Source organism: Bradyrhizobium sp. BLXBL-01 (assembly GCF_051853025.1).
Lineage (GTDB): Bacteria > Pseudomonadota > Alphaproteobacteria > Rhizobiales > Xanthobacteraceae > Bradyrhizobium.
On sequence record NZ_CP182471.1, the window covers coordinates 818,405 to 837,387 of the forward strand.

Annotated in this window: 18 protein-coding genes; 8 read left to right on the top strand and 10 right to left on the bottom strand. The window is 65.3% G+C overall.

Annotated features, from left to right (window positions below; genetic code table 11):
• Positions 1-152: 152 nt before the first annotated feature.
• The 6 genes from ACNJYA_RS03835 to ACNJYA_RS03860 all read right to left on the bottom strand — a co-directional run bounded on the left by ACNJYA_RS03835 (position 153) and on the right by ACNJYA_RS03860 (position 4,551).
• Positions 153-923, bottom strand: coding sequence for a TIGR02186 family protein (locus tag ACNJYA_RS03835; RefSeq protein ID WP_439402072.1), 771 nt, complete (start codon positions 921-923; stop codon positions 153-155).
• On the bottom strand, positions 920-1,837 hold the full coding sequence (locus ACNJYA_RS03840; RefSeq protein ID WP_172786673.1) for a sulfite exporter TauE/SafE family protein: 918 nt from the start codon (positions 1,835-1,837) through the stop codon (positions 920-922). The genes ACNJYA_RS03835 and ACNJYA_RS03840 overlap by 4 nt, the downstream gene beginning before the upstream one ends.
• Positions 1,838-2,036: 199 nt before the next feature.
• Positions 2,037-2,984, bottom strand: a complete 948-nt coding sequence (locus ACNJYA_RS03845; RefSeq protein WP_439402073.1) for a transporter substrate-binding domain-containing protein — start codon at positions 2,982-2,984, stop codon at positions 2,037-2,039.
• An 89-nt stretch (positions 2,985-3,073) separates the two neighbouring features.
• A complete protein-coding gene (locus tag ACNJYA_RS03850; protein ID WP_439365454.1) occupies positions 3,074-3,664 on the bottom strand; it encodes an SCO family protein in 591 nt (196 codons plus the stop codon).
• Between the two features lie 24 nt (positions 3,665-3,688).
• Positions 3,689-3,814 carry a hypothetical protein gene (locus ACNJYA_RS03855; protein WP_257187543.1) on the bottom strand — a complete coding sequence of 42 codons (126 nt, stop codon included), beginning with the start codon at positions 3,812-3,814 and terminating at the stop codon, positions 3,689-3,691.
• 215 nt (positions 3,815-4,029) lie between these two features.
• Positions 4,030-4,551, bottom strand: coding sequence for a hypothetical protein (locus tag ACNJYA_RS03860; protein WP_172786677.1), 522 nt, complete (start codon positions 4,549-4,551; stop codon positions 4,030-4,032).
• 265 nt (positions 4,552-4,816) lie between these two features.
• Between ACNJYA_RS03860 and ACNJYA_RS03865 the strand changes: the two genes are divergently transcribed.
• From ACNJYA_RS03865 to ACNJYA_RS03895, 7 genes are all read left to right on the top strand, one after another.
• The gene (locus tag ACNJYA_RS03865; protein ID WP_439365455.1) at positions 4,817-6,475 is read left to right on the top strand and encodes an FAD-binding dehydrogenase; all 1,659 of its coding nucleotides are present in this window, start codon (positions 4,817-4,819) and stop codon (positions 6,473-6,475) included.
• Positions 6,476-6,490: 15 nt separating this feature from the next.
• A complete protein-coding gene (locus ACNJYA_RS03870) occupies positions 6,491-7,396 on the top strand; it encodes an alpha/beta hydrolase family esterase (RefSeq protein WP_439365456.1) in 906 nt (301 codons plus the stop codon).
• A gap of 116 nt (positions 7,397-7,512) precedes the next feature.
• Positions 7,513-7,863 (top strand): RidA family protein, encoded by a 351-nt coding sequence (locus ACNJYA_RS03875; protein ID WP_439365457.1) that lies wholly within the window; start codon positions 7,513-7,515, stop codon positions 7,861-7,863.
• A 113-nt stretch (positions 7,864-7,976) separates the two neighbouring features.
• Complete coding sequence (locus ACNJYA_RS03880; protein WP_172786680.1) at positions 7,977-8,342, top strand: nuclear transport factor 2 family protein; 366 nt, start codon at positions 7,977-7,979, stop codon at positions 8,340-8,342.
• A 77-nt stretch (positions 8,343-8,419) separates the two neighbouring features.
• Positions 8,420-11,005: a ligase-associated DNA damage response DEXH box helicase gene (locus ACNJYA_RS03885; protein ID WP_439365458.1), complete on the top strand. Its 2,586-nt coding sequence runs from the start codon at positions 8,420-8,422 to the stop codon at positions 11,003-11,005.
• A 42-nt stretch (positions 11,006-11,047) separates the two neighbouring features.
• Positions 11,048-11,719 carry a ligase-associated DNA damage response endonuclease PdeM gene (pdeM, locus tag ACNJYA_RS03890; protein ID WP_172786682.1) on the top strand — a complete coding sequence of 224 codons (672 nt, stop codon included), beginning with the start codon at positions 11,048-11,050 and terminating at the stop codon, positions 11,717-11,719.
• A gap of 268 nt (positions 11,720-11,987) precedes the next feature.
• Positions 11,988-12,419, top strand: a complete 432-nt coding sequence (locus tag ACNJYA_RS03895) for a hypothetical protein (RefSeq protein ID WP_036041807.1) — start codon at positions 11,988-11,990, stop codon at positions 12,417-12,419.
• Positions 12,420-12,537: 118 nt separating this feature from the next.
• Here ACNJYA_RS03895 and ACNJYA_RS03900 read toward each other — a convergent pair whose 3' ends face one another.
• Together ACNJYA_RS03900 and pyrE are read right to left on the bottom strand one after the other, a co-directional pair.
• A complete protein-coding gene (locus ACNJYA_RS03900) occupies positions 12,538-13,314 on the bottom strand; it encodes a DUF2865 domain-containing protein (protein WP_439365460.1) in 777 nt (258 codons plus the stop codon).
• A 245-nt stretch (positions 13,315-13,559) separates the two neighbouring features.
• Positions 13,560-14,123: an orotate phosphoribosyltransferase gene (gene pyrE / locus ACNJYA_RS03905; RefSeq protein ID WP_036014130.1), complete on the bottom strand. Its 564-nt coding sequence runs from the start codon at positions 14,121-14,123 to the stop codon at positions 13,560-13,562.
• A 171-nt stretch (positions 14,124-14,294) separates the two neighbouring features.
• Between pyrE and ACNJYA_RS03910 the strand changes: the two genes are divergently transcribed.
• Positions 14,295-14,921, top strand: a complete 627-nt coding sequence (locus tag ACNJYA_RS03910) for a glutathione S-transferase family protein (protein ID WP_439365461.1) — start codon at positions 14,295-14,297, stop codon at positions 14,919-14,921.
• A gap of 126 nt (positions 14,922-15,047) precedes the next feature.
• Here ACNJYA_RS03910 and ACNJYA_RS03915 read toward each other — a convergent pair whose 3' ends face one another.
• Entirely contained in the window at positions 15,048-15,683 is a 636-nt protein-coding gene (locus ACNJYA_RS03915) for a LysE family translocator (protein ID WP_439365462.1), read from the bottom strand.
• Between the two features lie 149 nt (positions 15,684-15,832).
• Complete coding sequence (polA, locus tag ACNJYA_RS03920; RefSeq protein WP_439365463.1) at positions 15,833-18,925, bottom strand: DNA polymerase I; 3,093 nt, start codon at positions 18,923-18,925, stop codon at positions 15,833-15,835.
• Positions 18,926-18,983: the final 58 nt, after the last annotated feature.

An 18,983-nucleotide genomic window follows, 5' to 3' on the forward strand; every position in this document is an offset into this window, starting at 1 on the left:
AAATGGTTCCGGAGAAATTTTGCGCGGGATGCAAACCCATGCGCCGGCAGGTGACTCCGAAAATGTCCGCTCCGGGGTCACAAGCAGTAACGCGCTGGCGGTTCAAGAATTTCCGTTCGGCCCTCGGGACATTCCTCTTACGAGCACACGGCCTAGTCCTTCCTGAACACGATCGAGGCCATCCACCCCGTCATCAGCGCCATCGCCACGGTGGCGAGGCCGTAGATCAGGCCGTTCTGCCGTGCGGTGGTGGCGACGAACTGCTCGAAGCCGACCTTGACGATCTCGAACGCGGTCTCGGTCTTGCCGATGAACGCACCGTTCGCGAACAGCTTGATCTCGACCTCATAGGTGCCGATCGGCACCTCCGCGGGCAGCGGAATGCCGGTACGGAACAGCGTCGGGGTCAGGAACGTCACCGCGCTTCCGTCTTCGCGATAAAGCCCGCGCTGGGTGCGCAGGCGAATGAAGGCCGAGCGGAACGCATCGTTCGGCACCACGTCGGCAAAGTCACCGCTGACCCGCTGGGTCAGCAGCACGTTGTTGAGCCCGATCTGCTGCCGCCGCGCGATCTCGGGCGAGGTGATAGCGTCGAACGGGCGGTTGGCGAACAGTGCCAGATAGCTCGGCACCTGCAGGAACTGCCGGTAGTCGGTGTTGATCCAAATGCCGAAGGTGCGCTCCTTCCGCCGCGTCACCATCTCGGCGCGCGGGCCCATCACGGTGACGACGAGATCGTAGGCCGTGCGGTCCGCCGGCGTCGTCGCATCCTTCTCCACCGAGCCGAACAGCACCAGCTCCTCGCCGGAATAGTTCGGCGTCACCGTGACGCGGTGGTTCGAGACCGACACGATCAGCCGCTCGGCCCGCGCAGCGCCGCCGAGCAGCAGGACAAGGACGATGGCGAGAAGTGTGCGCTTCATCCGCTCACTCCGAGCTCACGGATGGTGAAAAGATCCGAGGGCTGGATCACCAGCTCGATCGCGAAGCGGACGCCGACCGAGAGGATGAGCAAGCCCAGCAGCAGCCGCAGCTGCTCGCCGCGGATCTTCTGACCGGCACGGGCGCCGAACTGCGCGCCTGTGACGCCGCCGACCATCAGGATCAGCGCCAGCACGGCATCGACCAGGTGATTGGTCGCCGCGTGCAGCATGGTCGCGAACAGCATGGTGACGAGGGTGAGGACCATCGAGGTCCCGATCACCGTCGAGGTCGGCACCCTCAAAAGATAGATCATGATCGGCACCAGGATGAAGCCGCCGCCGATACCCATGATGGCGCCGATGAAACCGATCATGGTGCCGACGATCAGCACGGGGATCACCGAGAGGTAGATTTTCGAGCGCTTGAACCGCATCTTCAGCGGCAAGCCGTGGATCCAGTTGTGCGTGCGCCGCGGCGGCACCGCGCCGCGCCGGGTCCGCATCAAGGCGCGCAATCCTTCCGAGAACATCAGGCTGCCGACCGTGGTGAGCAGCACGACGTAGGAGAGCGCGATCATCAGGTCGAGCTGGCCGTGCGCGCGCAGCTGGGTGAAGGTCCAGACGCCGAGCGTCGTGCCGGTCACGCCGCCGCACAACAAGACGCTCGCCAGCGCCGGATCGATCGCGCGCCGCCGCCAATAGGAGAGGGCGCCGGAAAAGGAGGAGGCCGCGATGTGGCTCGCTACCGAGGCCACCGCGACCGCCGGCGTGATGCCGATGAAGATCAGGAGCGGCGTCATCAGGAAGCCGCCGCCGATGCCGAACATGCCGGAAACGAAGCCGACCGCCGCGCCCATGGCGAGCACCAGGAAGACGTTGACCGGAAGATCGGCGATCGGGAGGTAGAGCTGCATTGAACCTGCGCACCGGCGAGATGGATCGACGAACGCGGAATGCTCGCGGAAAGGACGGAACGATTGCCGCGTCCCTCAATAGCGGAATTCGCTGGCGGGCGGGACCGGGATTTTCAGGCGTGGTGAACGGGCGTGAGAAGCGCGTGCGGATATCCGCGATCGTCCCCACTCCATGCCGCAGGCGCGGAGAGGCGAAAGATCAGAACGGACTGACCGAGAAATAGCGCAGCCAGAGATCGGTATAGCGGCCTTTTTCCCAGATCCGGAACATCGCCCAGTTCAGGGCCTGGCGCAGCACGTCGTTGCCCTTGCGCACGGCGATGCCGATGCCCTCGCCGAAGAAACGGCTCTCGACGAAGGGACCGCCGGAGAAGGCGCAGCAATCGGCCGAATCCGTGCCGTTGATCCAAAACGCCAGCGAGATGGCGTCGCCGAAGATGAAGTCGACCTCGCCCTTGCGCAGAGCTGCGCGCATCGCATCGTCACTGGAATAGGCACGAAGCTCGGCGTCGGTGAACATCGCCTTCAGGTACGCCTCGTGCGCGGAGCCGGCGATGACGCCGACCTTCTTGCCTTCGAGATATTCGGGGCGGATCTCCGGCATCACCGCATCCTTGCGCGAGACGAAGCGCGCCGGCACGCGGTAATAGGGATCGGTGAAGTCGACGCGCGCGCGCAGCTGCGGGCTCACCGCCATGGAGGCGATGATGGCATCGCCCCGGTTGGAGGTGAGCGCGTCCACCAACGTCTCGAACCGCCGCATCTGCACCGTGCAGGTGACCTTGATCTCCTCGCAGAGCGCGCGGGCAAAGTCGACGTTGAAGCCGGCCGGATTGCCGTCGGCGCCGGTAAAGTTGAACGGCGGATAGTCGGTCTCGGTCAGGAAGCGGATCACGGTCAGGCGCGACAGGTCCGGCCGCTCCGGCCGCCGGCGCGGGTCCCAGAACCCGGGCACGGCCTGCGGGGCGGCTTGGGGTGCGGCTTGGGGTGCGGTTTGCGGCGTGGCCTGAGGTGCCGCAGGCGGTCGCTTGGCGGGGGCTTGCGCGCTCGCCGCGGTGAGGCCGCCGAGCAGACAAAGGCCGGCCGCCAGCCCTGTTAGCAAGCCACGGACAGATTTGAACGATTTCGCCTGTTGCGATGGAGCCATCGGCCGAAGGAATGAATTTCGTCGGGATCGGAGGGCCTTATAGACCATCCGTCCGGGAACGCGAGCGCCGATTGTGGCCAGGGTGAGGCTCAGAGATAGCGCTTCAAATCAACCGCCGCCTCTTCCGGCGTCCGCTTCAAATTGAACGGCGAGACGAACCTGCCGTCGCGGTCCATCAGGTAGATCAGCGCGGTGTGGTCCATGGTGTAGTCGCCGTCCTTGGTCGGGACCTTCTTGGCATAGACCCGGTAGGAGGTGATCACCTTGGCGGTCTCGGCGGGGTCGCCGGACAGGCCCTGGAGATGCGGATCGAAGCTCGACAGGTAATCCCTCATCGTTGCCGGCGTGTCGCGCTCGGGATCGACCGAGATGAAGATGGCATTGACCTTGTCGGCGTCCTTGCCGAGCGCGCGCAGCACTTCCGAGATCTCGAACAGCGAGGTCGGGCAGACGTCGGGGCAATGGGTGTAGCCAAAGAAGATCAGGGTCGGCTTGCCCTTCAGGCTCTTGTCGGTGACCGCCTTGCCGTTCTGGTCGGTCAGCTGAAACGGGCCGCCGATCGCGGCCGGCTGCGCCACCTTGCTGACCCCGCCCATGGCCCAGAACATGATCAGGAGCCCGACGACGAGGCTTGCGGCGAAGGCGGTCGCGATCACCAGCGGGCGGGTGGCGGAGCTCATGGGCGGAAAACTTCCTGTCGCAGGTCAGAAGCAGGCGGCGAAGCCGGTCCTGATCATTTCGAAGAACACCTGGCTGCCATAATGGAACCAGAGCGCCAGCGCGCCGATCACGGCGAGACCGCCGATAGCCGCGCCAGCCCACAGCAGCACGGATGGCATCCGCCCGGCAGTGGGCGAATTGTCCGATAGCCGATGTGATGGGTGCAGCGGTTGAGCCATGACAACGATCGGGACGAAGGCCCCGGTTCCCTGGCTTTCAGATAGGCTTTACGCCCCCTGCGGGCAAGACGCCGCCAGCAGGCAAGGCGCCGCCAGCAGGCAAGACGCCGCCGCCAGCGCCACAGGGGGCCGTCAGGCTGCGGAGGTCAGTGAAGGAGCTGGCCCCGAGCAGACTCAAGTTGCTCCGCCTGCGGAAGCGACCGGCGCGACGGCTTGGCCGTCGAAGCCTGCGCGTCCAGGTAGCAGGGTTTGTACATGGCCTCGAGCTGCTTGCCCCTCAGGAACAGCATCCGCGGGGTCAGGCCGCCCCGCTGGCCGATCCAGCGCCTCACCTGCGAGGGATACATCGCATAGAGCATCTGGGTTGCTTCGGGATTGGTGACGGCGCGGCCGTTGGCGCCGAAATCCCAGGCGGCGTGGAAGCCGAGCGTTGCGTGCGAGGTCACGCAGATCCGGTCGTGCGGGATGGCACCGAGAACGATCGTGCAGGCCGAGGCGCAGAGGCCGTCGATGATGACCGTCTCGCCCGATTGCCTGAGGTCCTGGTATTTGTCGACGTAGGTTCCAATCCGGCCGCCGCGGTCATCCGCGATCCGAACCACCGCGTGAGAAGCCCCCATGCCCGCGATCAAGAGAACCGCCGCAAGCAACCCCGTCAGAAACTTCATTGTCCCCCGCCCCAGTCGAATTCGAATCTGCGTGTCCGGTGGTGATGCACGGCTAGCGTCTGTCGTAACCAAGGTTTTGTCTAGGCAGGCCTGCTGGCCCAAAACAAATTCAAATCCAGTGTTGCGTCCGCGCTGCACCCGGCCGGTCTCTATCCCAAAGTGGAACAAGTTAACGAGGTGTTACGCGCCATACCCTTGATCTCAGTTGCAACCGCTGGCTTCAATCCGGGCAATTACAGGGAGGAACTCATGGAGGGGGAAGCACATGGCTGAGGAAACCGACGTCATCGTCGTCGGCGCGGGACTGTCGGGCCTCGTTGCCGCCACCGAGATCGCCGATGCGGGCAAGCGCGTGATGGTCGTCGACCAGGAAGGCGAGCAGTCGCTCGGCGGCCAGGCGTTCTGGTCGTTCGGCGGATTGTTCCTGGTGGATTCGCCGGAGCAGCGCCGGCTCGGCATCAAGGATTCCTACGAACTTGCCATGCAGGACTGGCTCGGCACCGCCGGCTTCGACCGCGACGAGGATTTCTGGCCGCGCCAATGGGCTGAAGCCTATGTGGCCTTCGCGGCCGGCGAGAAGCGCGGCTGGCTGCGTGCGATGGGCCATCGCTTCTTTCCCGTGGTCGGCTGGGCCGAGCGCGGCGGCTATGACGCGATGGGACACGGCAATTCGGTGCCGCGCTTCCACGTCACCTGGGGCACCGGCCCAGGGATCGTCGAGCCGTTCGAGCGCCGCGCGCGCGAGGCGATGAAGTCTGGCCGATTGATCTTCAGATTCCGCCATCGCGTCGATGCGCTCTCCATCACCAATGGCACGGTGGACGGCGTCAGCGGTGTCGTTCTTGCGCCTGATAATGCAGAGCGCGGCAAGAGCTCCTCGCGCAACGTGGTCGGCGACTTCGCGCTGAAGGCGCAGGCCGTGATCGTTGCCTCCGGCGGCATCGGCGGCAACCACGAGCTGGTGCGGCAGAACTGGCCGGAGCGGCTCGGCGAGCCCCCGAAATTCATGATCTCCGGCGTGCCCGAGCATGTCGACGGCCGCATGATCGGTATCACGGAAAAGGCCGGCGCGCGGCTGATCAACCGCGACCGCATGTGGCATTACGTCGAGGGCATCCAGAACTGGAACCCGATCTGGCCGCGCCACGGCATCCGCATCCTGCCGGGTCCCTCCTCGATGTGGTTCGACGCTACAGGCACGCGGCTGCCGGCGCCGCTGTTCCCGGGCTCCGACACGCTCGGCCAGCTCAAATACATCATGTCGACCGGCTACGATTATTCCTGGTTCATCCTGACCCAGAGCATCATCAAGAAGGAGTTTGCGCTGTCGGGCTCGGAGCAGAACCCCGATCTGACCGGCAAGAGCTGGCGTATGACACTTCGCCGCGCCACCAACAAGGGAGCGCCGGCGCCGGTGGAGGCGTTCAAGAGCCATGGTGTCGACTTCATTGTCCGCGACAAGCTCGATGAGCTCGTTGCGGCCATGAACAAGCTCGCCCGCAGCGATCTCCTCAAGCTCGAGCACATCAGGATGCAGATCGAGGCGCGCGACCGCGAGATCGCCAATCCCTACGTCAAGGACGCGCAGGTCATGAACATCCACAATGCGCGCCGCTATATCGGCGACAAGCTGATCCGCACCGCTTCCCCGCACCGCATCCTCGATCCCGCACATGGGCCGCTGATCGCCGTGAAGCTCAACATCCTCACCCGCAAGACGTTGGGCGGTTTCGAGACCGATCTCGACTCCCGTGTGTTCGGCGACGAGGGCCGCGTCATTCCCGGTCTCTACGCCGTCGGCGAAGCCGCCGGCTTTGGCGGCGGAGGCGTGCATGGTTATCGATCGCTGGAGGGGACTTTCCTGGGCGGCTGCCTGTTCTCAGGCCGCAATGCAGGCCGGGCCGCCGCCAAGGCGGTGGGCTAGGTGGTGCGGCGGTGGATGCACATCGGGACGCTGATCACTGCATTGGCGGCAGCTTCAGCTGCATCCGCCGACACGATCGACGTCAACGGGGTGAAGCGCTCCTACACCGCGCAGCTGCCGGCCAAGCGGCCCGCACCGCTCGTGATCGTGCTGCACGGCAAGACCCAGCGCGGTGCCGACATGGTGACGCGGACGGCCTGGCCGCAGGTTGCCAGGCGCGAGGGCCTGGCCGTGGTGTTTCCGGACGGGCTCAACAACGCATGGGCGGACGCGCGCACGAAGGCGGGGCCTGCCCTGCGCGGACCACCGGCGGGCACCGATGACGTCGCCTTCATCGCAAAGCTCGTCGAGAAGCTGGTGGCCGACGGCACGGCCGATGCAAAGCGCGTCTTCGTCGCCGGCGTCTCCAATGGCGGCGCCATGGCGATGACCTTGGCCTGCGCGCGTGCCGATCTGTTTGCGGCAGCTGCGAGTGTGATCATGAATCTCACCGATGAAGCTGCCGTCACCTGTCATCCGTCGCGGCCGCTGCCGATGCTGCTCATGAACGGGACCGCCGACCCGCTGGTCCCTTATGAAGGCGGGCGCGGATCGAGCTATTTTGCTGCAGACGGATTCTGGTCGACGGACGAAACGCTGGCGTTCTGGCGCAGGCTGAATGGCTGCGAGACCGACGACGCCGGGATGTCCGACATGCCCGACACGGCGCCGGCAGACCAGTCCACAGTGACGCGGATCGGCTCGCGCTGTCCGGCGGGGCACGACGTCGTCCTCTATCGCATCAACCACGGCGGCCACCGCATGCCAGGCTTCGCTCCGGATGCCCGCTTCCCAAAAGTGGCCAGGAGCCTGCTCGGATCGCAAAATGGCGACATCGACGGTGCCGAAACGATCTGGACCTTCTTCAGTCGGTTTCCGTGAACGGCGCATGCATTGCCGGCCAACGCATGCGTGGCAGGCAACGCATGCGTACCGGGGGTGGCACAGTGCAAATCGCTGGGCTAGACAGGGCCGCCATTCCAGTCAGGAGATCCCCAATGAGCATTCAGCGTTTTGAAACCGGCCCGCGCATGAGCCAGGTCGTCGTGCACGGCAACACCGTCTACCTCGCTGGCGTTGTCGCCAATAACGCGGCCGGTGAAAGCGTGACCAAGCAGACCCAGGACATCCTGAAGACGATCGACGGCCACCTTGCCAAGGCCGGCACCGACAAGTCGAAGCTGCTCTCGGCCACGATCTACATCACCGACATGAAGACCTTCGGCGAGATGAACGCGGTGTGGGACGCCTGGGTCTCGCCCGGCAATACGCCTGCGCGCGCCACCGTCGAAGCCGAGCTGGCGGCCCCGCAATACACCGTCGAGATCATGGTGACGGCAGCGAAGTAATTCTTGCGAAAACTTCACGCGCGTTGATGACCTCCGAGGTAATCGATCAATGCGCGTGAACCTTCGATAGTCACGGTCAGCCGGACAACACGGCGCCATCGAAGGAGAGCATCATGACCGATCCCGTCACCATCGCCCGCCGCTACATCGAGCTCTGGAACGAGCGCACTGCTGGCCGCCGCCGCGAGCTTCTGAGCGAAAGCTGGACGACGGATGCGAGCTATGTCGATCCCCTCATGAAGGGCGACGGCCAGGACGGCATCGAGGCGCTGATATCAGGCGTGCAGCAGCGCTTTCCCGATTTCAAATTCAAGCTGATCGGCGAGCCCAATGGCTACGGCGACCACATCCGCTTCTCGTGGGGACTTGGTCCTGACGGCGTCGACAGCCCGATCAAGGGCACGGATTTCGCCGTGCTCAAGGACGGCCGGATCAGGAGCGTGACCGGATTTCTCGATCAGGTGCCGGCCGGGGCGTAGACCTCGGGCCCTCCTCGTGCAGGCGGGGAGGGCGGCCCCCCTCGACGAAGCCATCCCTACGGCTTACCTGTCATGCCGTGCCGCCCCGTATCCTCCAAACATCGGCCGAGCCGGCCGCGCTGCTGCCGGATCGCTTCCAGGCCTGGTTCGCAGCTCGCGGCTGGTCGCCGCGCGTGCATCAATTGGCACTGCTGGAGAAGGCGCGCGAGGACCGCTCGGCCCTGCTGATCGCACCGACCGGTGCCGGCAAGACGCTGGCCGGATTTCTGCCGACGCTGGTGGAGCTGTCGGCGCAGCCGGTGACGCGAGACGCGGGCGCGAAGAAGAGCCTCGTCTCCACCGGCCGCAGCGTGCAGCGCAGCGGCGGCCTGCATACCCTTTATATTTCGCCACTCAAGGCGCTCGCCGTCGACATCGCGCGCAACCTCGAGCGTCCCGTCGCCGAGATGGGCCTGCCGATCAAGGTCGAGACCCGCACCGGCGATACGCCGGTCTCGCGCCGCCAGCGGCAGCGGCGCTATCCGCCTGATGTGTTGCTGACGACGCCCGAGCAGCTCGCGTTGCTGCTCTCCTCCGACGACGCACCGTTCCTGTTTTCTGCCCTGAAGCGCATCGTGCTCGATGAGCTGCACGCGCTGGTCACGTCCAAGCGCGGCGATCTGCTCTCGCTCGGGCTCGCGCGATTGTGGCGCCTCGCCCCGCAGATGCGCGCGATCGGCCTGTCGGCAACCGTGGCCGAGCCGGAGCAGCTGGCGCGCTTCCTGGTGCCGCAGCCCGACGGCAAGGAGCGAACAGCCGACATCGTCGTCGCCGGCGGTGCCGCGCCGCCCGTGGTCGAAATGCTCGACACGCGCGAGCGGCTGCCCTGGGCCGGCCACAGCGCGCGCCACGCGCTTCCTGAAATCTACGAGCTGATCAAGGCCAACAAGACCACGCTGGTCTTCGTCAACACGCGCAGCCAGGCCGAGATGCTGTTCCAGAATCTCTGGAGCATGAACGATGACGGTCTTGCCATTGCGCTGCATCACGGCTCGCTCGACGTCGCCCAGCGCCGCAAGGTCGAGGACGCCATGTCGGCGGGCCGGCTGCGCGGCGTGGTCTGCACCTCCTCGCTCGACCTCGGCGTCGACTGGGGCGACGTCGATCTCGTCGTCAATATCGGCGCGCCAAAAGGCTCCTCGCGCCTGATGCAGCGCATCGGCCGCGCCAACCATCGCCTCGACGAAGCTTCGCGCGCCGTGCTGGTGCCGGCCAACCGTTTCGAAGTGTTGGAGTGCCGCGTCGCGATCGACGCCATCGCCGAGAATGCGCAGGACACGCCGCCCTTGCGCACGGGCGCCCTCGACGTGCTGGCCCAGCATGTGCTCGGCTGCGCCTGCGGCGAGCCGTTTTTCAGCGACGAGCTCTATGGCGAGGTCCGCACCGCAGCGCCCTACGCAAGTCTGTCGCGGCAGGATTTCGACGATGTCGTCGATTTCGTTGCCTCCGGCGGTTACGCGCTGAAGACCTATGAGCGCTTCGCCCGCATCAAGCAGGACAAGGAGGGACGCTGGCGCGTCGCCAATCCAAAAGTGCGGCAGAGCTACCGCATGAATGTCGGCACCATCGTCGAGGACGACATGCTGAAGGTGCGGCTGGTGCGCTCGCGCGGCGGCGGGACAGGATCCACGGGCGTGATCGCGCGCGGCGGCCGGCTGCTCGGCGAGATCGAGGAGGCCTTCATCGAGGGCCTCTCGCCCGGCGACACCTTCGTGTTCTCGGGCGAGGTGGTGCGCTACGAGACCCTGGTCGAGGACCAGGTCTATGTCTCGCGCGCGCACGACAAGGACCCCAAGGTGCCGTCCTACATGGGCGGCAAGTTTCCGCTCTCGACCTATCTCGCTGAGCGCGTGCGCCGCCTTCTCGACGACGGCCGCGCCTGGGGCGGCTTGCCGGAGCAGGTGCGCGACTGGCTGTCGCTGCAGAAGGATGTCAGCAGAGTGCCGGCGGTCCGCGAGCTGCTGGTCGAGAGCTTTCCGCGTGCCAACAAGCATTATCTCGTCTGTTATCCCTTCGAGGGACGTCTCGCGCATCAGACCCTCGGCATGCTGCTGACGCGGCGGCTGGAGCGCGTCCGTGCGCGGCCGCTCGGCTTCGTCGCCAACGAATATGCCGTGGCGATCTGGGGGCTCGGCGATCTCTCTTTCATGATCCGTCAGGGCCGGATCGACCTCAACGCGCTGTTCGACCCTGACATGCTCGGCGATGATCTCGAAGCCTGGCTCGCCGAATCCGCGCTGATGAAGCGCACCTTCCGCAATTGCGCGATCATCTCCGGCCTGATCGCGCGTCGCCACACCGGCGAAGAGAAGAGCCGCCGCCAGGTGCTGTTCTCGACCGATCTCGTCTACGACGTGCTGCGCAAGCACCAGGCCGATCACGTCCTGCTCCGCGCCGCGCGCGCCGATGCCGCCACCGGCCTGCTCGATTTGCGCCGCCTCAGCGACATGCTGATGCGCATCCAGGGCCGTATCACGCACCGGGAACTCGATCGCGTCTCCCCACTCGCGGTGCCCGTGATGCTGGAAATCGGCCGCGAGTCAGTTTATGGCGAAGCTGCAGACGAGCTTTTGGCCGAGGCCGCCGACGAGCTTGTCAAAGAGGCGATGGATAGAAGCGGGTAAGACGTGACGGCAGGCGCGCTAGTTTCGGGAGATGTCGAGGACATGCGCGTTTCCAGAGTCACGATCAGCGATGTAACCTTCGCGGCCGATCTTTCCGGCGCGCTGTTCTGGGACGAGCAGCGCCTGCTCGTCGTCTCCGACCTGCATCTGGAGAAAGGCTCGAGCTTCGCGATGCGCGGCGTGCTGCTGCCGCCTTACGATACCATCGCGACGCTTGGCCGGCTCGCTGCTGTCATCTCCCGCCATGATCCGCGAGTAGTCATCGCGCTCGGCGACAGTTTTCACGACCGCAGCGCGCATGAGCGCTTGTCGGCCGAGGACCGCGACGCGGTGGCCGCACTCCAGACCGGCCGTGACTGGATCTGGATCTCGGGCAATCATGATCCCATGTTGCCGCGCGATCTCGGCGGCACCATCGCGGATGAAGTGGCGATCGGCCCGATCACCTTCCGCCACGAGCCGACCGGCGCATGCGGCGAGATCGCCGGCCATCTGCATCCGAAGGCGCGTGTCTCGGCGCGCGGTCGCTCGATGGAGCGCCGCTGCTTCGCCAGCGACGGGTTGCGCGCGGTCATGCCTGCGTTCGGCGCCTATGCCGGCGGCCTCAGCATCCGCGACGCTGCCTTCGCCAGGATCTTTCCGAAGAACGGCTTTGTCGCCCATCTCCTCGGCGACCGCCGTGTCCACGCCATTGCGGCGTCGCGTTGCTATTGAGGCGCCCGCCGAATTAGGACAGCAGTACGATCGGTATTTTTCCGGAATCGCGCAAAGCCCGTTGTCGGTTTTAACGTTACGCTTGCCGGGGCTGGATTTCATCCCGAACAAGATTGCAACCGGCAAGGGGTCGCCTCGGGCGGCCCCTTTCGATTCCGCATACACCTGGAACAAATTAAGAACACTTTAGCAAGTCTTTGATATATCATTGTGATTCGGTATCTAGCCGACACAATATCTAGCGTTTGTCAGACTCCGCGAGGACTACATGTCCACCATTGCCTTCGACCAGTTTGCCCTCACCCGGATCGCCGATTTCGCGCGCTCGCTGTCGCGGCTGCATCAGGCCGCGCGGCGCCAGAGGGTCGACGATGACCAGTTCGATCGCGAGTTCAACGCGGTGTGTCAGTCGATCTGGGGCTACACCATCGACGACGTCAGCGACGATCTGTTCTCGCCCGAAGATCATCTGTTTCTCGACACGCTGGACGAAGCGCATGCGCGCATCTTCGCGGCCGAGCAGGGCTATGACCTCGTCGGCGATCAGGGCATGCTGACGGACTGGTGGGGTTTCTGCTGGATGATCCTGGCCGAGAAGCGCGGCCTCCTGACGCCGGAAAACCGCGCCGCCGCGCGCGCGGCGATCGAGGAGAAATATCTGGCGGCGCCGAACGTGATCGGGGTGATCATCGGGAGGTAGTGCCGCAAACTCCGTCATTGCGAGCGTAGCGAAGCAATCCAGAATCTTTCCGCGGAGGGATTCTGGATTGCTTCGTCGCAAGGGCTCCTCGCAATGACGGCTCAGATGCAGGTGAGGCTTATTCTAACCCCGCCCGCTTCGCCGGCTTCGCGGTCGTCTTCGGCACCGTCACGTCCGGCAGTGCCTCGCGCACGATCTCGTTTGACGCCGGCGCATCCGCCGACACCGTCTCTGCCCGCACCGGCGCCACCTTCATCTCGCCGAGCCGCGCGCGGACCTGGGCAGTGAGGCCGGGGTAGGAGGCGACCGGGGTGAATTCCGCAGCCTGGTCGTTGCCGACGCGGATGCCCGTATAGGCGACGAGGCCGTCGGTGGTGGCGATCACGTCACCGGCTTTCAGCGAGGAATCCAGGGCAAGATCGACCGGAGCGAGGCCGACCGGCTCACGGCCGTTGCAGGTGCAGTCGGCGCGCAGCGTCTTGCGATAGGCGAACGCATTCTCGCTTTCGGCGTAACGCTCGCCGGTCTGGGAATAAGCGCCCTCGATGCTGGAGCCGAAATAGACTTTTGTCGCGGTGGCAGGACAGAATGCCTGACACATCTGCGCCGGCGAGACGAGGCCGCGCATCAGCGGGAAATATTTGCCGTCGCAGCTGCGCACGCAGAAGGCAGGTCCCGAGCCGCCGGCCGCGGCCGAGCGGGTCGGCGGGACATATTGCGGAGAGGCATTCTGCTGGCTGCTGAAGGGATCTACGTAGGAGTTCGCCTGCTGCGGCACCTCGCGCTGCGGCCGCTGCTGCTGCATACCGCCGAAAAGGAAGTCGAACAGGCCTTCGGCCGAAACCGGAGCCGGAGTTGCGAGCAGCGGCGCTGCCAGCGTGGCGGCCACAAGCATCGCGCGACGCCGCCGGCGCGCATGGGACATGACTGTACGCAATGCTTACTCCACCCGACGCTACTGAACCGGCTGGGACCGAGAGGTCTCAGCACACGATTCACCATAAAGCGGGATGGTAAATGAGCAGTTGAGCGGAGGCGGTTTCAAGACGAGGCGGTGGCCTCTTTAAGGCCGGGCCCAGCTTTGGACGGATGGTGGCTTCCGGGGCACACTGAGGCATGACGGCGGAGAAATTTCCGCCTTCACCCCTTCAAAAATTCCGACGCCTTGTACAGCGAGCGGAACGGCAGGCCGGCCGCACCGAACGTGTCGGTGGCGCCCTCTTCGCGATCGACCATAGTCAGCACCAGCACGACATTGGCGCCGGCCTCGCGCACGGATTCCACCGCCTTCATCGCCGAGCCGCCGGTCGTGGTGACGTCCTCGACGATCACGACGCGCTTGCCGGCCAGCGTCTCACCCTTGGGCAGGCCCTCGATCGCGAGCTTGGCGCCGTGCTCCTTCGGCTTCTTGCGCACGAAGAAGGCCGCGATCGGATGGCCCTTGATCCAGGAGATCTGCGCCAGCGCGCCGGCGAGCGGCACCGCGCCCATCTCGAGCCCGCCGATGAAATCGAGCTGGTCGTCCTTCAGCGCCTCGTAAGTCAGCTCGGCGAGCAGCGTCGCTCCCTCGGGGTCGAGCATGGTCGGCTTGAGGTTGAAGTAGAAATCGCTCTTGCGGCCCGACGCGAGCGTCACCTCGCCGCGGCCGAATGAGCGCCGGCGGATGATTTCGAACAGGCGGGCGCGGGAGGCGGATTTCGACACGGCGGTCCCTCGAACAGCGTTTTTGGAGGAGGCGGAATTTATCCGCGACCGGCGCGACATTCCAGAGGGGGCGTCTCCCGTCAACAGGGATCGGCCATCCCGGTCCGCCGGTTGTGAGGGTGCAACCTTCTGGAGTAGTTCAGGGGGCACGCCTCTTGGGAAGGACACGGAATGACCATCGAGCTCTACACCTGGAACACGCCGAACGGCCGCAAGATTTCGGTCGCGCTGGAGGAGATGAGGCTGCCCTACAAGGTGATCCCGGTGAACATCACCAAGGGCGAGCAGATGGCGCCCGAGTTCCTCAAGCTCTCCCCAAACAACAAGATCCCCGCGATCGTCGACCCCGAGGGCCCCGAGGGCAAGCCCGTCAGCATCTTCGAATCCGGTGCGATCCTGCTCTATCTCGGTGAAAAGACCGGCAAATTCCTGCCGAAATCGCTTATCCAGCGCATCCCGGTCTACGAATGGCTGATGTGGCAGATGGGCGGCTTCGGGCCGATGCCCGGCCAGGTGCACCATTTCATCGCGCTCGAGAACGAGCAGGACCGGGCCTACGGCTTGAAGCGCTTCATGGCCGAGACGCGCCGGCTCTATGGCGTGCTCGATCGTCGCCTGGAGGGGCGCGACTTCGTCGCCGGCGATCTCTCGGTTGCCGATTTTGCCATCCTGGGCTGGGCCTGGCGCCATCCTCGCCACAAGGTTGAGCTGGCCGACTTCCCCAACGTCAAGCGCTGGTACGAGGCCCTGATGGCCCGGCCGGCGGTGAAGCGCGGCATGGAGGCGAAGCTGGATTGAGCCGTTGCTCTGCTGTCGTCGCCCGGCTTGACCGGGCGACCCAGTATTCCAGAGACGGCGGTGATTGAGTCGAGAGGCCGCGACGTACTGGATGCCCCGGTCAAGCCGGGGCATGACAGTGTGCCCTCACACCTTCTTCGCTTCCACCGCCATCCGCACCGCAAGCCCGGCCAGCACGGTGCCCATCAGCCAGCGCTGCACCAGCATCCAGCTCGGCCGGTTCGCCAGGAACAGCGCGATCGAGCCGGCGGCGAGCGCGATCATCGCGTTGACGCTGACGCTGATCGCGATCTGGATCGCGCCCAGCACCACCGACTGCGTCAGCACGCTGCCCGCTGTGGGATCGATGAATTGCGGCAGCAGCGCCAGATACAGCATCGCGATCTTCGGGTTGAGCAGGTTGGTGACGAAGCCCATCGCGAACAATTTGCGCGGGCTGTCGATGGCGAGCTTCCTCACCTGGAACGGCGAGCGCCCGCCGGGCTTCACCGCCTGCCAGGCGAGCCACAGCAAGTAGCCGGCGCCGGCAAAGCGCAGCGCGTCGTAGGCGAAGGGAATGGCGAGCAACAGCGCCGTGATGCCGAACGCCGCGCACAGCATGTAGAACACGAAGCCGAGCGCCACGCCGCCGAGCGAGACGATGCCGGCCGCGGGCCCCTGCGTGATCGAGCGCGAGATCAGATAGATCATGTTCGGCCCCGGCGTGAGCACGAGGCCAAGGCAGACGAGGGCAAAGCCGAGCAGAGCGGAGGTGTGGGGCATGGGTGAACCGGTGCGGGAGATGCAAAGGTTCTAATATGCGCGGGATCGTGGAGCCATCGCGCAATTGCACGGAGGACAATCAGGTGCTCGCTGCGCGTTCGGTGCGCCCCCTCGCCCCGTTCTTACGGGGAGAGGTGAAGAGGAGGCCATCAATGCGCCTCGTCCCAATTGTTCGCAGCGCGTGCGTCGACATGCAGCGGCACCGAGAGCAGCACGGCCGGGAACGGCGCGTCCTGCATCACCTTCTGCACGACGGGAAGCGTGGCCTCGACCTCGTCGTCCGGCACCTCGAAGATCAACTCGTCGTGCACCTGGAGCAGCATCTGCGCCGAGAGCTTCTTCTCGGCCAGCGCATCCTCGACGCGCGTCATGGCGCGGCGGATGATGTCGGCGGCAGTGCCCTGAAGCCGCGCGTTGATCGCGGCGCGCTCGTTGAACGCGCGCACCGAGGCGTTGGACGCCTTGATGTCAGGGTAGTGGCACTTGCGGCCGAACAGCGTGGTGACGTAGCCGTGATTGCGGCAGAAGTCGCGCGTCTCGTCCATATAGGCGCGGATACCGGGGAAGCGCTCGAAATACTTCTTGATGTAGGCGGAGGCTTCCTCGCGCGCGATGCCGAGCTGGTTGGCGAGGCCGAACGCGGAGATGCCGTAGATGATGCCGAAATTGATCGCTTTCGCGCGGCGGCGGATCTCGCTCGGCATGCCCTTGATCGGCACGCCGAACATCTCCGATGCGGTCATGGCGTGAATGTCGAGACCGTCGCGGAAGGCCTGCTTCAGCACGGGAATGTCGGCGATCTCCGCGAGCAGTCGCAGCTCGATCTGTGAATAGTCGGCGGAGACCAGCTTGTGCCCGGGCGTGGCGATGAAGGCGCGGCGGATCTTGCGGCCGTCCTCGGTGCGCACCGGAATGTTCTGCAGGTTCGGCTCGTTCGATGACAGGCGCCCGGTCGTGGTCGCAGCCAGCGCGTAGGTGGTGTGCACGCGGTGGGTCTGCGGGTTGACGTAGGTCGGCAGCGCGTCGGTGTAGGTCGATTTCAGCTTGGAGACCTGGCGCCACTCCAGAATCTTCTTCGGGAAGTCGTGGCCCTGCTCGGCGAGCTCGTCCAGCACCTGCGCGGTGGTCGACCAGGCGCCGGTCTTGGTCTTGGTGCCGCCGGGCAATCCCATCTTGCCGAACAGGATATCGCCGATCTGCTTGGGGCTGCCGACATTGACCGGCTCGCCCGCGATCTGCTGGATCTCGGCCTCGACGCGCGCTGCTGTCTGGGCGAAGTCGCCGGACAGACGCGACAGCACCTGGCGGTCGATCGAGATGCCGCGCCGCTCCATGCGCGCAAGCACCGATACCAGCGGCCGCTCCAGCGTCTCGTAGACCGCACTCATGTGCTCGGAAACGAGACGCGGCTTCAGCGCGCGCCAGACCCGCAAGGCGATGTCGACGCCTTCGGCCGATAGCGGTGCGGCCTTGTCGATCGGCACCTGGTCGAAGGTGATCTTGCCCTTGCCACTGCCGAGCAGCTCGCTTTCCTTCAGCATGGCATGACCGAACCAGCGCTCCGACAGCTGCTCCAGCGCATGCGAGCCGCGGCCGGCATCGAGCACGTAGGAGATCAGGAGCGCATCGTCGATGTTGCGCAAGGTGATGCCGTGCTGCGCCAGCATCACGGCAGTGAACTTGAGGTCGAAGCCGATCTTGAGGATGCCCGCCGATTCCAGCACCGGCCGCAGCGCTTGCAGCGCGTCGTCATGCTTGACCTGGTCCGGCGCGAGGCCGGCATCGAACAGGCCGGCGCCACCGCCGGATTGCTTGTGCGCCAGCGGCACGTAGCAGGCTTCGTTCGGCGCCAGCGCCAGCGCGATGCCGCAGAGATCGGCCTGCATCGGATCGATCGAATTCGCTCTCGTCTCGATCGCGACATGGCCGGCATCATGGATGCGCGCGATGAAGGCGTCGAGCTCCCCAGGGGTCTTGATAATCTGGTATTTGCCGCGATCGACCGGAAGCTTGCGCAGCGCCTCTTCGCGTGCGGCGGCGAGCGAGATCGGCGCACCCTTCGGGCTCGCAGCCTTGTCCTCCTTGCCTGCCGACTTGTTCGGCTGGTTCGGTCGGGCCTGCGCCGGGGTTCCCGTGCCTGGCGTGGGCACGACGTCCGAGGGCGGCAGCGTCGTGAACACGCTGGCGCCGCTGGCATAGCCGGGATCGGCATCGACATTGGCGGGATCGATCTGCGCATATTCGGCGACGCGCCGCGTCAGCGTCGTGAACTCCATCGCCTTGAGGAAGGCGATCAGCTTGCGCGCGTCGGGCTCGTGAACGGCGAGGTCGTCGAGCGGCACCTCCAGCTCGACCTTGTCGTCGAGCAGCACGAGGTGCCGCGAGATGCGGGCCTTCGCGGCGTTCTCGAGCAGCGCCTCGCGCCGCTTCGGCTGCTTGATCTCGCCGGCCCGGAACAGCAATTGGTCGAGATCGCCATATTCGGTGATCAGCTGCGCCGCAGTCTTGATGCCGATGCCGGGCACGCCGGGCACGTTGTCGGTGGAATCGCCCGCGAGCGCTTGCACCTCGACCACCTTGTTCGGCGGCACACCGAACTTCTCGATCACCTCTGATATGCCGATGCGGCGGTCCTTCATGGTGTCGTACATGGTGACGCAATCGGTGACGAGCTGCATCAGGTCCTTGTCGGAGGACACGATGGTGGCGCTGGCACCGCGCTCGCAGGCCTGTCGCACATAGGTCGCGATGAGATCGTCGGCCTCGAAGCCGGTCTGTTCCAGGCAGGGCAGGTCGAAGGCGCGCACCGCCTCGCGGATCAGCGCGAATTGCGGAATGAGATCGTCGGGGGCGGGCGGCCGGTGCGCCTTGTAGTCCGGATAGATCTTGTTGCGGAAGGTGATCTCCGACTTGTCGAACACGATCGCCAGATGCGTCGGCCGGTTGTCCTCGGGCATCTCGCGGAGCAGCTTCCACAGCATGTTGCAGAAGCCGAGCACGGCGTTGACCTGGAGCCCGTCGGACTTGCGGTTCAGCGGCGGCAACGCGTGATAAGCGCGGAAGATGTAGGAGGAACCGTCGACCAAGAAGACATGGTCGCCCTTGCCGGCCGCCTTGGCCGCGACCGGTTTGGCAGCAGCTGTCGCGGGTATCGTCTTGGCAGCAGCGGGCTTGGTCTCGGCAGCTTTCGGCGCGGCCTTGGTGTCAGCTTTGGCGGTGGTCTTCGGAGATGTCTTGGGCATGGCCGCAATGTATGAATTTTTGCGGGCTTTGACAGCCTTGGAAGGGGGATTTTTGCGC